General features: G+C 44.5%; 10 protein-coding genes and 1 tRNA gene. 5 read left to right on the top strand and 6 right to left on the bottom strand.

The genetic code is table 11. The features are described from left to right. Window positions 1-259: 259 nt before the first annotated feature. From FDW87_RS17195 to FDW87_RS17170, 5 genes are all read left to right on the top strand, one after another. Window positions 260-344, top strand: a tRNA-Leu gene (locus FDW87_RS17195). 198 nt (window positions 345-542) lie between these two features. Continuing rightward, window positions 543-1,790, top strand: coding sequence for an integrase arm-type DNA-binding domain-containing protein (locus FDW87_RS17185; protein WP_137379998.1), 1,248 nt, complete (start codon window positions 543-545; stop codon window positions 1,788-1,790). A 262-nt stretch (window positions 1,791-2,052) separates the two neighbouring features. Then, window positions 2,053-2,241: a hypothetical protein gene (locus FDW87_RS17180; RefSeq protein WP_001003202.1), complete on the top strand. Its 189-nt coding sequence runs from the start codon at window positions 2,053-2,055 to the stop codon at window positions 2,239-2,241. Window positions 2,242-2,257: 16 nt separating this feature from the next. After that, window positions 2,258-2,860, top strand: coding sequence for a restriction endonuclease subunit S (locus tag FDW87_RS17175; RefSeq protein ID WP_137379997.1), 603 nt, complete (start codon window positions 2,258-2,260; stop codon window positions 2,858-2,860). Further along, a complete protein-coding gene (locus FDW87_RS17170) occupies window positions 2,853-4,334 on the top strand; it encodes an N-6 DNA methylase (protein ID WP_137379996.1) in 1,482 nt (493 codons plus the stop codon). The genes FDW87_RS17175 and FDW87_RS17170 overlap by 8 nt, the downstream gene beginning before the upstream one ends. 45 nt (window positions 4,335-4,379) lie before the next feature. Here FDW87_RS17170 and FDW87_RS17165 read toward each other — a convergent pair whose 3' ends face one another. Genes FDW87_RS17165 through FDW87_RS17140 form a run of 6 tightly spaced genes read right to left on the bottom strand, consistent with a single transcriptional unit; the run spans window position 4,380 to window position 15,422 of the window. Further along, complete coding sequence (locus tag FDW87_RS17165; RefSeq protein WP_103270133.1) at window positions 4,380-5,093, bottom strand: M48 family metallopeptidase; 714 nt, start codon at window positions 5,091-5,093, stop codon at window positions 4,380-4,382. Continuing rightward, entirely contained in the window at window positions 5,093-8,188 is a 3,096-nt protein-coding gene (locus FDW87_RS17160; RefSeq protein ID WP_137379995.1) for a type I restriction endonuclease subunit R, read from the bottom strand. The genes FDW87_RS17165 and FDW87_RS17160 overlap by 1 nt, the downstream gene beginning before the upstream one ends. Continuing rightward, entirely contained in the window at window positions 8,185-10,209 is a 2,025-nt protein-coding gene (locus tag FDW87_RS17155) for a DUF262 domain-containing protein (protein ID WP_137379994.1), read from the bottom strand. The genes FDW87_RS17160 and FDW87_RS17155 overlap by 4 nt, the downstream gene beginning before the upstream one ends. Continuing rightward, window positions 10,202-11,635 carry a DUF262 domain-containing protein gene (locus tag FDW87_RS17150; protein WP_137379993.1) on the bottom strand — a complete coding sequence of 478 codons (1,434 nt, stop codon included), beginning with the start codon at window positions 11,633-11,635 and terminating at the stop codon, window positions 10,202-10,204. Before FDW87_RS17150 ends, FDW87_RS17155 begins: the two co-directional genes overlap by 8 nt. Then, window positions 11,632-12,960: a restriction endonuclease subunit S gene (locus FDW87_RS17145; protein ID WP_137379992.1), complete on the bottom strand. Its 1,329-nt coding sequence runs from the start codon at window positions 12,958-12,960 to the stop codon at window positions 11,632-11,634. The genes FDW87_RS17150 and FDW87_RS17145 overlap by 4 nt, the downstream gene beginning before the upstream one ends. Next, complete coding sequence (locus FDW87_RS17140) at window positions 12,957-15,422, bottom strand: type I restriction-modification system subunit M (RefSeq protein ID WP_137379991.1); 2,466 nt, start codon at window positions 15,420-15,422, stop codon at window positions 12,957-12,959. Before FDW87_RS17140 ends, FDW87_RS17145 begins: the two co-directional genes overlap by 4 nt. Window positions 15,423-15,450 lie beyond the last annotated feature (28 nt).

Below are 15,450 nucleotides of genomic sequence, written 5' to 3'. Positions count from 1 at the left end.
GCCCGCCGCTTTTGCGGCGTAGCTTTTTATCATCGACATCGTGTTTCCCTCAGTGTGGTGTTGAACTGGAAGTGTAGAGCATGGGGAAACGGGACGCTTCGCAGAAGGGGGGATTAATAAGGGGACAAACGGTGACGATGGTTGCAGGTGAGAAAGGGAATGCTGAAATTTTCAACACTTAGCGAGTCAGGCACACGCTGGTGCTTGCATGGTGGCGCATGACAGGTATAATCCACAACGTTTTCCGCATCCCTTCCGTGCCGGAGTGGCGAAATCGGTAGACGCAGTTGATTCAAAATCAACCGTAGAAATACGTGCCGGTTCGAGTCCGGCCTTCGGCACCATCGGAACATCAATAGACGTCAACGGACGTCTTTTTTTGTGCCTGAAATCCAGTATCCGCAAGGCTTTCCTCGCTTTTTCTCTCAACCTAAGTCAACCTGATTCAATCTACATCAACTTACTGATGCGGGTACAACTGCGGGTATATCCCGGTTCGATAATGTTTGTACCCACACAGAACCCTTGAAAGGATACTCATCATGGCTCTGAGTGATGTGAAGGTTCGTTCGGCTAAGCCTGAAGCAAAAGCCTATAAACTTACTGACGGTGAAGGCATGGTTTTGTTGGTTCACCCGAACGGCTCCAAATATTGGCGGCTTCGTTATCGCTTTGGCGGCAAAGAGAAGATGCTGGCGCTTGGTAAATACCCCGAAGTGTCATTGGCGGATGCCCGGGCACGCCGGGATGAGGCCCGTAAGCTATTAGCTAACGGCGTCGACCCTAGTGAGAATAAGAAAGCTGTTAAGGTAGAACAAGAGCAGGAAGCGATAACGTTTGAAGTGGTTGCCCGAGAATGGCATGCCAGCAATCAGAAGTGGTCCGCATCGCATAGTGCTCGTGTATTGAAAAGTCTTGAGGATAATCTCTTTGCTGCTATCGGCAAACGCAATATTGCTGACCTGAAGACACGAGATCTGCTTGTGCCCATTAAGGCTGTGGAATCATCCGGACGACTCGAAGTCGCCGCCCGTTTACAACAGCGAACTACCGCGATTATGCGCTTTGCTGTTCAGAGCGGCTTAATCGACTATAACCCCGCGCAAGAGATTGCCGGTGCGGTTGCTACGGCAAAAAGACAGCACCGTGCTGCTCTGGAACTTAACCGCATTCCTGAATTGCTTCACCGCATCGATCACTATTCCGGAAGACCATTAACCCGACTGGCTGTCGAACTTACCTTGTTAGTCTTTATCCGCTCAAGCGAACTGCGTTTTGCCCGCTGGTCAGAAGTCGATTTTGAAACGGCGATGTGGACGATTCCTGGTGAGCGTGAACCGCTGGAAGGTATTAAGCATTCTCAACGTGGTTCGAAGATGAGGACTCCTCATCTCGTTCCTTTGTCGCGACAAGCTCTCGCTATCTTGGAAAAGATCAAAAGCATGAATGGGAACCGTGACCTGATCTTCGTAGGAGATCACGATCCGCGTAAACCCATGAGTGAGAACACGGTGAACAAGGCTCTACGAGTGATGGGCTATGACACCAAAACGGAAGTCTGTGGGCATGGTTTCAGGACAATGGCCTGTAGCTCATTGATTGAATCGGGTCTATGGTCGAGGGATGCCGTAGAGCGGCAGATGAGCCATCAGGAGCGTAGCTCTGTTAGGGCTGCCTACATCCATAAAGCGGAACATCTGGGGGAGCGCAGATTGATGCTGCAGTGGTGGGCGGATTATCTGGATGCGAATCGGGAGATAGGGGTAAGTCCGTTTGATTTTGGAAAGTAACACCAAAATATTTTTCTATCATGAATTCGCAAGATAAATGAGAATAATCATGAGGTTAGTCAGCCCATGATGCATAGCGACAATGACATCGTGAAAAAGTAGTACGACGCTACTGTTGCATAAATTCTCTGTAACCTGTTATAGTCTTCTCACTGACCTAGTACGACGCTACTACCTAGGTAAGAGAGGGAGTAAATAGCAGCGGCAACTGCTATTTACCCGAAACATTCTGGCCAAAACCGCTATGAGAGGCTCTAACAAAATGAACGAGAAAAAATATCAATCCCTGCGTAAAAAGTCAATAAGTAAGGGGGGAAATATGGCTTGTATTGTTATGCTGGTACACGCGCTCTCCTTTTCCTCATTGCAGATGGATTTAGATGTACGTGTGGGGGATGTGAATTGGAAACACTCGATTGTGCTTAAAACTACTGGAGGAAAGGGAGAGTAATCTCCCTAACTTACTTATGCATAAAATTGTTACATTAGAGAGTATTGCTGAGATCCGCTTAGGGATGCCCTTTAAATCGGCAATACAAGATGCTGGTGAGCAAGGCTCCTGTTATCTCATCCAGACGAAAGATATTGGGCTGGACGGCAGTTTAGATCTAGGTGCTTTAACCTCTGTTATCCCAGAGGGTAATCCTGAGAAGCATTATCTTTTCCCTAATGATATTTTATTACGTCTGCGGGGACCGGTGTTTTCAGCTGGGATTATCGAAGGGAATCTAGGCAAACCAATCATTACGTCCAATCAGTTAGCAGTAATTAGATGTAATGAAAATCTAATACTACCACATTATTTACATTGGTATATAAACTCTACTTCTGGAAGTAAATATATTCGCAGTTTGAGTGAAGGTACTAGTATTAGTAAAATTAATTCAAAAACGGTTTCTAAAATGACTGTTAAACTCCCAAATTTGGGGCTTCAAGAAAAGATTGGTTCTATTAATAGAAACTGGAATAAACAAAAAATAGTCTATAATTCACTAATACAAAATGGCGATGTGCTCTTTGATGGTATATGTGAAAGTATCATTAATAGCGAGGAGTTAGAAAATGAGTGAAATGAAGGTGCTTCATAAATCACTTTTACTTGCTTGTGATTTGTTTAGAGGGAAAGTTGACTCATCTTCTTATAAAGATTATATATTTTCAATGTTATTGCTGAAATATATTTCTGATGTTAAGGCTGATTATGAATACGATTTAATCAATGAAGAATATTCTGAGTTGTTAGAAATTGTTTCTCGAGTACCAGAGGATGCTAGTTTTTATAAAATATATCATGATGCTAAGAATCATGGTGATTATATCGGAGAGAGGATTGATGATTCGCTGAGATTAATTGATCAGGCTATTGATTCGGTTTGCCAAAGTAGAGGTGGTTATTTATTCGAGTCGATAAAATTTGCGACGGTTAATTTTGGTGCAAAATCAGAAAGAGACCGGATGCTTAATGAATTACTCGATATTTTTGCAAGTCCTGAAATGAAATTTGATTATACCCAAGATGGTAATAAAAAGATAGAAGTAGCATGTAGATATCTTTTTGAAAAAATTGCATCTGACTCGGCTATGAGGGGGGCAGAATTTTATACTCCAGAAGGTATTTCACTACTATTTGCAGAGTTATTGCAGCCTAGGGATGGAGATAGTATTTGTGATCCTACTTGTGGGTCTGGTTCTCTTTTAATTACCCTAGGGAAGAAAATAAAAAAATCCTTTAGAAGCAATAATTATACTTTATTTGGTCAAGAAGTTAATAGATCCATTTGGGCCTTGGCTAAAATGAATATGATTATGCATAACGAAATTAATAGTCGGATAGAATGGGGGGATGTAATATCTAACCCTCAGCTTCTGGATACAGATAATAGATTAATGCAGTTTGATGTAGTTGCTTCTAACCCTCCGTTAAATATTATCGGTTGGAATCATGATGATTTAGTACGTAATGATTATGGTCGCTTTAATTTAGGTTTCCCACCTCAGTCTAAGGGTGATTATGCCTTTATTTTGCACATGGTTTCAACACTTAAAAGTGCAACTGGTAGAATGGCTATACTGGTATCTCACGGGGTATTGTTCCGTGGAGGTCAAGAGGAGAGTATAAGGAAACATTTAATCAGTGAAGGGTTGTTAGATGCGGTAATAGGTCTACCAGATAGGTTGCTTCCTGGGACAGCGATACCAACTGCCATTTTGATATTCAGGAGAGATAGAAACAATTCTGATGTCGTGTTTATTGACGCATCTGATTTGGCTAAACCCATAAAAGGGCGCAATTTGATAACAAATGAAATCATTGAAAAAGTATCAAAATGCTACTTTGAAAGGAGTAATGTCGATGATTTTTCACATGTGGCTTCTTATGATGAAATACAATTAAATGATTTTAATTTAAATATATCTCGGTATGTTAAGAAGCATGAGGAGCAGGTTTTTGTTGATCTTGAGATATTACGTCAACAGCGTGAAGAACTACTATCAACATTGCACGAATTAGAAAGAGAAATGAAAGGTTTTATTGATAATTGATGGAAATGGTTGATGCAATAGTATCAACCATTTTCTGATTAAATTTCAATATCCCCAATGATTATAAGCCAAGGGCATTTTATTCAACTTAGCTCTGTGTTCACGCCAGTTTGGCAAATGAATACTCATCAGGCCGATAAAACGCTCATTGTGCTTGCGTTCGTGTAGATGAACTAGCTCGTGAACCACAATGAACTCAAGGCATTCAGGTGGTTTTTTTACCAGTTCGAGATTGATCCAGATACGTGCTGTCTGTGGATTACAGCTACCCCATTTGGTCTTCATTCGCTTGATGCCAACAAAACTGGCTTCAGCCTTTACCTCTTGCTGCCATTTTGCCATTAACTTAGGCAGTCTTTGTTTTAAAATACCACGATACCACTGGTTGAGAACCGCTTCCCGCTGGGCCGTATCATAATGTGGAGGTACTTTCATACGTATCCAACCACCCTGAAGTTTCACTTCAGCGGGCTTATCTACTAAAACTACATCCAGCCGATATCCTCTTCCCCAAAGATAGTGTGTTTCGCCACTACACATTTCTCGTTCACTCTGGCGCGGCTGAGCCTGAAATTGTGCTTGTTGCAGTCGGATCCATACCAGCCTTCTGACAACAGCCATCCTGATAGCTGTGTCTGACAGTGAGACGGGAGCCGATACTCTTACTCGGCCATCCGGAGGAAGTACGCTGATATGCAAGTTTTTGATTGGCTTACGCTGTAAATCTAGAGTGAGCTCACCAAATGTAACCAATGGCATCAGCGGTACTCCTTCTGTGCCTTCACCAGGGCCATTACATCGGCGACCGTCACTGAATAACCTTCGATCTCTTCAGCGATAGCGAAACTAATCTCGCGTTCTTTAAAACGATCCCCATACCAGTCGGCCTTTTTGGTGTGACGCACTGCAGTATCTATCTTTATCACCAAGACTTCATCCTGCCCGAGGTTGTCATACAACGCTTTCTTAGCGAGAGTATCAATGCTCACTGGATAAGAATTTTTACTTCCAGATTGCGGATGTTTTACCTGCTTTGCAAGTACGCGTACCTGTTCCAGGTACTCCTGATAGGAGATAGCCTGTTGACGACGAAGGGCGATCAGTTCATCAAGCAATACCGACATTTTTTCGTAGTATTTCGGGTTGACGGGGTTTTCATCAACAATAGTTCTGCGAACGTTATTTTCAATCGCTTCAGCCATAGCCTCCTGGTTGCTACGCATGTCGGCTGGAAGTCCATCCAGTGCTTCTTCTCCGCGTTCAATAATCAACTCAAGCAGTCCTAGTTCCTCAAAATCGATAAGGGTTTCACTAGGATCGGCATCCACCCAGAGATCCAGCATCTGCCGCATCCCTGGCTCGAATTGCTTCATATCCACGAAATCGCCACTGGCTATTTTGATTTCATCGCGGACTTTTGTATAAAACTCAACATCAATGCGGATTTGATTTGCCTGCTGCTCGCTATAACCAGCATCTGTTAGCTCACCTGCCAGATTGGTAAAAGCACGGATAAGCTTCGCAACGGATTGATACAATGTCAGACGTAAAGCTTCTTTCTCAGATAACTGCTCTATCGACGCCCCTGATTCTCCACAAAAATAATGCTGATAATCAAGTTGATTGCGAGGCATTTTTACTGGTTCGCAAAGGGTACGAACGGCATCCAGAGCACCATCCAGATCGATTTTTGCCTGCTGCAATCGATCCTTCAGTAAACCGGCTACATCTTCTTTGTCGTAGCCGTCAAAGGCTTCTGCGGTGTAGTCCTGCACTGTTTTTTCCAATGAGCGGAAAAGGTCTTTATAGTCGACAATATAGCCGTATTCTTTATCTTCACCATCCAACCGGTTAACGCGGCATATCGCCTGGAAAAGGTTGTGATCGGCCATTTTCTTGTCGATATAGAGGTATGTGGCTGACGGAGCATCAAAGCCAGTCAATAACTTATCAACGACTATCAGAAGGCGCATCTGGCCTGGTTCTTTAATGAAGCGTTGTTTGACCTCTTTTTCGAAATCACTCACTCGTTTGGCTGCTTCAGCCTCAGGCTGTTCAAAATACTCCGCAAGCATTTTGCGATAGATGTTGTACTTGGCCAGTTTCTCAGTCAGTCCTTCGCCGCTCTCCTCGCCTTTAATCTCACTGGCATTTGGCTGGTAGCTCGTCACAATCGCACATTTACCGGCAAAACCAGCTTCACTAAACATCTCATAGCATTTGCAGGCCTGATAGACGCTGGAACAAACCAGCATGGCGTTACCACGGCCGTCGGCGAGTCGTGGTTTTTGTTCGAAATCGAGAAGGATGTCCGCGACAATCTGTTCTAGTCGCGAGCGGCTCGACAATAGCTTCTGCATTGATGCCCATTTCTGCTTGAGTTGCTGCTGGCCAAGGCGAGAAAGTTTAGATGTCTTAGCATCAAACCACTGGTCGACTTTTTTCTGAGATTTGACCCGCTGATCGATGTCACGGGCTTCGTAGCGCAAGTCCAGAACAACCCCATCATTTACTGCTTCATCGAATTTATAAGTGTGGATATAAGGCCCGAAGACCTCCACTGACTTCTTCTTATCTTTCTTCATCAGTGGGGTACCGGTGAAACCGATAAATTGTGCATCTGGCAGAATGCTTGTCATCGCCGAATGCAATTTGCCGGATTGGGTTCGGTGGCACTCATCCACAAACACAAATAATTTTCCCTTCGGACTAAAATCGGCAGGGATGTTTTGTTTTATCTGTTCAATGAAATCGTCAGTGTCTGCATCTTTGTCTTCCTCCTCTTGACGACCAAATTTATGTACGAGCGAGCATATAAGCCAGGGTTTGGTTTGATTCAGTCGAGTCACCAGATCTGCGCCGCTTCTGGTGCGAAGGATCTCTTCTTCCACACCGTGAAACACTTTCTCGATCTGTTCATCAAGTTCTGTACGGTCGGTAATGATCAAAACTCGGCTGTCGGTAATATTTTCTCTGATCCATTTTGCCAGCCAAACCATAGTCAGACTTTTACCGCTGCCCTGGGTATGCCAGATAATCCCGCCTTCATTGCGTTGAATAAACGGTTTTGTTGCCGTGACGCCAAAATATTGGTTATGACGGCAGGTTTTCTTCACTCCAGCATCGAAAACAATAAAGTCGTGGATCAATTCTAGCAGGCGCTGTTTATTGCATATCTGAGCTAGGTGGCGATCAAGCATGTTGGTGTGAGGTGATTCAGCGGTTTCTTTCCATTGAAGGTAATATTTCTCCGGCGTTTCGATTACACCATAGCGAAGCCCTTCTAAATCATTACCGGCCATCACCAGTTGGATGGTAGTGAAGAAGTTGCGAATGAATGCTTTTTGCTGATTATCGAGGTTTTGGCGGATGCCCTCTGAAACTGAAACTGTAGAACGTTTTAGCTCAATGACACCAAGCGCAATACCGTTAACATACAGCACCAAATCCGGGCGCTTTTTATTTTCACCGTTGTAGGTCACTTCTTCAGCTATAGCAAAATCATTGGCTTCTGGATTTTTCCAGTCCACCAACCAAACGGTTTGATTCTGCTCACCAGCACCTTCTTTATCCTTCACGCCGTAGCGTAGCAGGCGATACACCTCTTTGTTTGCATCATAGAGGATATGGCCTTCACCGAGGCTTGCGGCTCGATCCAGTTGCCGTAATGCTCTGGCGATTAGGACTTCTGAAACGCCGCATTTTGTTAACCAGGCAGAAACTAAGCCTGGTTCGATGTTCCGGTTGTCTTCTCTTTTGTGCCAGTTACCAAGATAGTGATAACCGAGATGATCGGTGAATAACTGGATAACACGTTTTTGTGTCATGCGTTCACGTTGACCAACACTGTTCATAACACCTCCCTAAATACGCTATCACTACCACTGGTTAACACTGCCAGCATTTCCGCTTCGTGAGTGGCGATTTCTTCTTCCCCCCACTGATTGTTCTTCTTCATCAGCTCCATCATGGCGAGCAGTTTCAGACTATCAATTTGATTACGCTCAAGGCTCGCTTCGAAATACTCTTGCTTTTGTTTTGGCTGGAAATTACTAAGTCGCGAATTCTTGCTGTGGCTAATCAGGCTAAGGTTGCCGAAGGAATGCAACGATGTATCTGGTAATGTCCTAAAGCCGTCCATGGGGTGCTGAGGGTAGAAATGCTCTACTGAACTTCGGAAGGTAAATTCAAAACGTTTCACTGCCTCAGCTTTATTTCTGTCACGACACCAAAGTAAGTAGTCCAGGTAATTGAATACCAGGTTGTTTGCTATCATACCAAAGCGCATCTTCTTCTGAGTCTTGTCCGACAGTACCACAGGTTGGAGAGGTGCCTCTTCACCGTAGATAATCTCAAAATATGATTTTGGTTCTTGCTCTGCCAGGAAGTTTTGAAAGACAAACGCGGAGGCGAGATGCTCCAGATAACCGAGGTACTTCCTTGCATCTATCTGGTTTTCAGTGGAATGGGCATTAAACAGATAGTACAAAGCTCCATTCAACCAGTGTTTATAAACCAGAGTAGGGGTTGAAACATGGAATGCGGAAAGTAGCATCAGAATCTGTCGGTTGATGTCTACATAGCTACCATCATCTTCATTAAACGTATTGGTATAACTGGTGCTCTTTTCCGAATACCAACGCAGGCGTTTCAAACTCCAGCTATCGCTACCTTTCGCGAACTCTCGTTTTATCACGAACTGATCAAAAAGGTATTTGCATTTGAGAAGTGCAAAGACGAAATCCTGTACCGCTTTAACCGGGTCATTCTGCTTTAGTAACCGAAGCTCGAACTGTTCGATTAATTGTTTGTCATCAAGCGGAACATCTACTCTGTCCTTACTCGTTTGGCTACAGATACGTAAAACATGGAGCAGGAAGTTGGAGAAGTTGATAACACTGTTAAAACGTTCTGAGCTACCTTCATCTTCTTCACTGCTGTCAACACCTACGATCGAGGAGGCCTTGATAATGTCAGCCAGTGTGCGGTTTGTTTGGTTCTCTGTTGTGTTAAGCTCTGAAGCCGATGAGATAAGCATGTCAGCTAGCGATTTAAAATCAGCAGGCACAAACTGCCCCCAATTTTTCTGCCCAAATAATCGATGGCGCTCGTCTGGTGTGAAACCGTATTGGATATAACGTTCCATGTTTGCGCAGGCATCCCAGACTCGTGAAAGGGTGTTAAGGCTGCTTTGTCTTTCCTGCGGATCTGTTATTTGGTTGAGTATCGCCATGAGCCGTGCTTTCACCACCTCATGCTTTTCGAGTTGCTCACCTCGATTGTTCATCACCTCAAAAAAATGATTGAGGTCGGTATCGGCAGGCACTTCTATTCGGGCAATTTGTACATGGTCAAACATATAGGTACAAAAATGGTTTAATGACTCACCAACTAATTTCAAGTCGCGTAGTACCTTGCCAATAAGTTCATAGCCATTGATCAGCCCTTCATTAAATTCCTTGCTCCGCAGTTTATGCGGTTCCACACCTTGCCAGAGCCGAGCAAAGGTTTCGCCAGACTTAGGTCTGCTCTCAAACCCTAAGTTAATCCCTTGGTACCAGCTCATATCCAGCGAGGATTTAGTATGTTTTTTTAACCAGTTAGCAAGAAGGGATAGGGTAGTAAAACGTTGCTGTCCGTCGATTATCTCTGACTGCCCATCAGGACGAGTAAACACGACCAACGTACCGATGTAGTAAGTTTGAGGAAGTGGGTAATGCAGACTTTTTTGCTGGTAGTCGAGTATGTCCTGCACAAGTTGAGTGATTTCACCCTCTCCCCAAGCATAATTTCGCTGGTACATGGGGATAAGATAACGAGATGCATCGCCCAGCAATGATCTGATCGTAAAGGAAGTTACCTGTGCATCACTCATAGTAGTTCATCTCCTTGAACAGCCTCACCAACTCATCTTGCTCATAGTTACCGGTACGGCGGTTATTATTATTTTCTGAAGCCCGAATTGTGAGTAGCGGCATAGATAGCACATCACCAGGTACTCTGGCTTCTTTGATTACCCGGAACAGATTATTTTCCAGCACGTACTTATCCATAGTTGCTAGCTGTACCACCTGCTGTCGGATTCGGCATCTGTATGCCCAGATAAAGCTTTTTTCAATCGCTGCAGATAACGACTGCCCACCAAATTTGTCGATATAAAAGATCAGAGCACAATCAAACATAATGCGTATATATTGATCCCCTGTTCGATAGCGATTTCGATAGCTATTTAACGTTCTTAGTATCTGAGTTGCCATTTCACCAAGGACTATGCCCTGAATCATTAAAGGTTTTTGAGTATGAGTGCTGGCATGCTCACTGGAGATAATTGCCGATACCTGTTGCTGGTAGTGTTCTGCCATTTCGAAAAAACGTCTTCCATTGATAACCATTTGATCCAGATGGAAAGGGAAACGCATTTTCTGGCCATCAATCTTGCGCTGATACTGATTGTTATAATCATCTACAAAATGGTGAGCTATGCGCAAAGATTCCACATAAGGGAACTGACCAATCTGATCAAGGTTGATCCCTTTGAATAGGCCGACTTCATCCTTACCAAAGAAACGAGCTGAATTTCCCTGCGACCACTGACGTACCCTGTAGAGATAGGATGCGAAAAGATTAGCTAGGTTATCGCTGGGTAATCCTTCCCAATGGGCAACGGAAGCAGCTTTCAGTTCTACCTCATGGCTGGCGAATTCACGTAGATGGAAGGCCTTAAGCAGATCGTGTGGATCCAGATCCCGCCCTCGGGCATTTTGTGAGTCGAAGAACTGAAAGGCTTCAGACAGGTCAGTCAGCACAAAGACCACCAAATGGCAGCGGTTGAGGAGAAAATCAATATGTTGTTCGCTGAATTCTCGATGGCTAACCCTACGTTTTAGCTCCTGATAATTCTGGTACAGATTGTATTCCGATACCTGACTGGCAAAGCGTTGCCGTCCCATAAAACCTTCAACGGAGGGCTTTAGCTGGGTTAGCGCTTCCTGCAAATCCTGACGTTCCAATTCAGCAAGTCGGGTTTCGATAATGGCCCATACTGCCAGTATTAATGTTAAAGTTCGTTGCTGACCATCGACGATATCCAGTCTATGTTCTTCATTGCTCTCAGGCTGATGAAACACTACTGAGCCCAAGCGGTAGGCCGATTTATCGAGATGACTGTTTATGTCCGCAAACAGTTCACTGATATTTTTTACCGTCCATTTATAAGGACGCTGATAGGCCGGAATGGTTACATCAGTCAGGCTCAGTAGACCCTTGACCGACAGAACTGTCTTATCAAGGGCATGTTTCATGGCTGCTGTTCCAACGGTAAACGGATACGGCCGGTCAGCAGCTGCTGCATCATTCCTTGTTTTATATCTCGGATCTTGGAAAGTTTTTGCTCCAGTACTGTGAGTTCAGCATCCATATCGGAGAGGATTGTGGTGATAGCCATCTGTTCATCAATGCTCATAAGCAAAAAATCGAGTCCTTTCAAATCGTTTAATGCAAGACCTTTAACAGTACTTCCACTCCCAAGTTCTTCAAATTTCCGTGTGTTATGTTCAAACCAATAAAATAGAAATAAGGCTGTTGTATATTCGTTAGTAAATATTGCCTTTAAGTCCTGATTTATTGCAACATCAACATCGTATATAACCGCTTTTCCCAATGCCATGCGCGTTGATATAATCAACGTCCCGCGAGGTATCAAATTACTCGAGCTGTTTGCTAAGCCATTTCTTGTTATGAACTCTTGAGCTGAAGTGCTTATAAACGTCGCGAAATCTTTTACTGTCACCCAAGGAATATCGTTTCCCCAATAATTTGGGTTAGCTCTGCTTGGAGTTCCGCCACCAACTATTTTTTGCGTAACATAACCGAGTGTAACTGCTTGCCAATCTTCGGGAATCAGACCCAATTTGCTAGATTTATAATCTTTGAGAGTGCCATCAGAATATTTGGCGAATTGTGGCAAGCGGTTGCGACCAGTTAGCAGTTGCTGCATTGTGGCGATTTTGATGTCCAGTTTTTTGGTGATTAATTGTTCAAGTACAGTAATGGATGTATCGATATCCGAAAGAAAACTGGCAATGGCGGTTTGTTCGTTTTTATTGCGAGGAAGAGCAAGTAAAAATTCTCTGACACCGTCTGTAGTTAGATTGGTAAATATCCCACCATGTGTAGCTGAATTGTTGAATTTATCTTGTTGAGTAGTAAAAAAATGATATAGATAATCTATTGATATTGACTTGTTGACCTTAGAAAGGGCTAAAAAGCCATCGTGGATACACGCATCGATAGCCAGTATTGAAGGGACGCCAACTGTTCCTGAGCAAACAAGAGTTAAAGTTCCTTTGTCGCATGGCCGACTCAGCTTGGCACCAGCTTCAGTTAACGAGTCGATTGAGGGGGTTACATATTTACCGTCTCGTGTAACATCCTCAACCATTAATCTGGGTATATTTCCACCGTAGAAACGCTTATCTCCTTTGGGTCTAGGGCTTGCTCCACGAATAACTTCGGCTATATCTCCAATTTTACGGATCTCCCAATCCTCTGGTATCATCCCAGCTTCCGTCAGTTTGTAACCATCAGGAATTTTTTTTTCAGCCTGCATTTTTACTGTGCAATTCATCGCGACCACTCCAGTCCCATTGCCTTAAGGTGAGCCGCAACTTTGGTTTCTAACTCATCCACGCTTTGAGTAAGATCAGGCAGAGTAGCACTATAGCGTTCTTCCAGTTCTTTAACTCGATTAGCCAGTCGCTGTGTAACACGCTCAATCTCCACTTTTAAAGCACTAGCCAGGCTGGCCTTCCATTTATCCTGTACCAGCAAAATTTTAATGTCGTTATCATTGAGCTTTGGATATTGAGCAAATACCGCAAGATCCAGTCGTTCCTGTGCTTCTTTATGAGCTTTTTTAGCTTTGATTTCAGCATCGAACAACGTCTGAGTGGCTTTCAGCATCGCCTTTTCTTCTTTATCCGTGGCGATCTTAAGTCGTGCTTTAATGCTGGCAGCGGTTACTTTTTCTTTGTCGTTCATTGCGTCAGCAAGTAATCCATCTTCGCCGCTGTTCTCTTCAATGAAGCTTTCCAGCGCTTGAACAGCTTCGTCATAAGCGACTTGTAGTTGATCGAGCTCCTGCTGCTCGGTAGTAAAATAGCGAGCCACTATCAGGGCTGGTGGCAACAGTTCAGCCTTATACTTTTTCTTACCTATCACTAGGTCCGGCGTTTCTTTGAGTTTTTCGCCTTTTTCGACAATAAGTTCACGAAGTACTTTGCCCGCCTGCCAGCCATCCTGACTCAGGACATAAACATCGTCCTGCATCACCTCCATCCAGTAATCCATCAGTAACTGATAAATCGCGTAGTTCTCCAGCAGCGGCACGTCAATTGTGTTTTCAGATGCATAAGCAGAGAGTAGTCGCTCACCAATCTCTTCAATCAGCTGTTTCGGTGAGTCACCGCGAGCAATTTCATCAAGCTGACAACCTGCAAACCACTTTTCAAAGGGGATCAGTGCCCCGGTTCTGAAAGCGGCAAATTCCGGGTGTGCTAGGATAGTGGTCTTTACTTCACTTGCTTCGACTCGTGCATTGCTGTAACCAGACCTCGCAGGTTCGAACAGTTCCTGACGTAAAGTCGGGAAAATTTTCCAGTAAGCACTGAGAGCATCGATATCACGATCAGGGATGCCACCAGCCAAATGCCCCGAAAGGTCATGTAGATCTTCCGGATCGCTACTGTCGATATAACGAGGGATATTGAGGTTGAAGTCGTTAGCCGCAATTTCTGACAGCGGTACCAGACGGCTGAAGCGAGGGATTTCCTGCTCGCGATTAAACGCATCGACAATTTTATGGATGTCCTGGGCGCGTAGGCGATTTTTATTGCCGTCTTTAATAAAGCCCTTACTGGCATCGATCATGAAAATGCCTTGCTGACTCTCGCCATTAGCATTGAACGCTCTGAGTCGAGCATCTTCTTTATCGATGACGATAATGCATGCCGGGATACCCGTGCCGTAGAACAAGTTAGCGGGCAGGCCAATGATGCCTTTGATGTAACCCTGCTTGAGCAGATTTTCACGAATACGTGCTTCGGCATTGCCCCGGAACAATACGCCGTGAGGCAGGATCACTGCGCCTTTACCTGTGCTCTTGAGACTCTTGATGATGTGCAGCAGGAAAGCGTAGTCGCCGTTCTTTTCAGGTGGAGTCCCCCAGACAAAACGGTCAAAAGTATCATTCGCAGCATCTAGCCCGCTGGTCCAGTTTTTGTTGGAGAAAGGGGGGTTAGCTACAGCAAAGTCGAAGGTTTTCAGATTATCGTTGCCATCTTTCCAGTGTGGATCGGCCAGGGTGTTACCTTTCCAGATTTTAGCGGTGGCGTTGTCATGCAGGATCATGTTCATACGTGCCAGTGCGCTGGTCGCATAATCCATCTCTTGGCCATAAATGGTCAGTCCTTTCGGACCGGCTTCGTCACTGGCTTTCAATAATAGTGACCCTGAACCACAGGTAGGGTCATAAACGGTAGCATCCTGTGGTGTCTGCTTGCTGATGCCAATCACTTTCGCCAGAATGCGTGACACCTCTGCCGGGGTGTAAAACTGCCCCTTTGATTTACCTGACTCTGTAGCAAAGTGACGCATTAAATATTCGTAGGCATCACCCAGCAGATCGTCTCCATCAACGCGGTTGGCTGATAGGTCCAACCCCTCGAATATTGCCACCAGCTTGGAAAGGCGGTCGATCATCTCCTTGCCTTTACCCAGCTTGTCTTCATCATTGAAGTCGGCAATGTCAATAACACCTTTCAGGTCATTAGCCTCAGCCAGTAATCTGATGGTTTTGTTAATTTTTTCGCCAATTTCTTTGTTGCCTTTGAGAGCAACCATATCGTCGAAACTTGCACCTTCCGGCACTTCAATCATCGCGTAAGGGTTGCCCTTAGCTTTGTCAGAGACGTACTTCATAAACAGTAGGGTCAACACATAGTCTTTGTACTGTGAAGCATCCATTCCGCCACGCAACTCGTCGCAGCTCGCCCAAAGGGAGGAGTAAAGTTCGTTCTTCTTGATAGCCATATGGTGTCCGGTGAAAACAATGCATGTA

Origin of the sequence: Citrobacter sp. wls826, from assembly GCF_005281245.1 — a bacterium.
Taxonomy (GTDB): domain Bacteria; phylum Pseudomonadota; class Gammaproteobacteria; order Enterobacterales; family Enterobacteriaceae; genus Citrobacter; species Citrobacter braakii.
The sequence above is the reverse complement of the archived record's forward strand: the minus strand, read 5'-3'. Positions and strand labels throughout refer to the sequence as shown.

Excerpts from the sequence above, each read along its gene's own strand:
- FDW87_RS17165 (WP_103270133.1), bottom strand. The coding sequence starts at position 5,093 with ATGCCATTGGTTACATTTGGTGAGCTCACTCTAGATTTACAGCGTAAG.
- FDW87_RS17170 (WP_137379996.1), top strand. The coding sequence starts at position 2,853 with ATGAGTGAAATGAAGGTGCTTCATAAATCACTTTTACTTGCTTGTGAT.
- FDW87_RS17175 (WP_137379997.1), top strand. The coding sequence starts at position 2,258 with ATGCATAAAATTGTTACATTAGAGAGTATTGCTGAGATCCGCTTAGGG.
- FDW87_RS17155 (WP_137379994.1), bottom strand. The coding sequence starts at position 10,209 with ATGAGTGATGCACAGGTAACTTCCTTTACGATCAGATCATTGCTGGGC.
- FDW87_RS17150 (WP_137379993.1), bottom strand. The coding sequence starts at position 11,635 with ATGAAACATGCCCTTGATAAGACAGTTCTGTCGGTCAAGGGTCTACTG.
- FDW87_RS17140 (WP_137379991.1), bottom strand. The coding sequence starts at position 15,422 with ATGGCTATCAAGAAGAACGAACTTTACTCCTCCCTTTGGGCGAGCTGC.
- FDW87_RS17185 (WP_137379998.1), top strand. The coding sequence starts at position 543 with ATGGCTCTGAGTGATGTGAAGGTTCGTTCGGCTAAGCCTGAAGCAAAA.
- FDW87_RS17160 (WP_137379995.1), bottom strand. The coding sequence starts at position 8,188 with ATGAACAGTGTTGGTCAACGTGAACGCATGACACAAAAACGTGTTATC.
- FDW87_RS17180 (WP_001003202.1), top strand. The coding sequence starts at position 2,053 with ATGAACGAGAAAAAATATCAATCCCTGCGTAAAAAGTCAATAAGTAAG.
- FDW87_RS17145 (WP_137379992.1), bottom strand. The coding sequence starts at position 12,960 with ATGAATTGCACAGTAAAAATGCAGGCTGAAAAAAAAATTCCTGATGGT.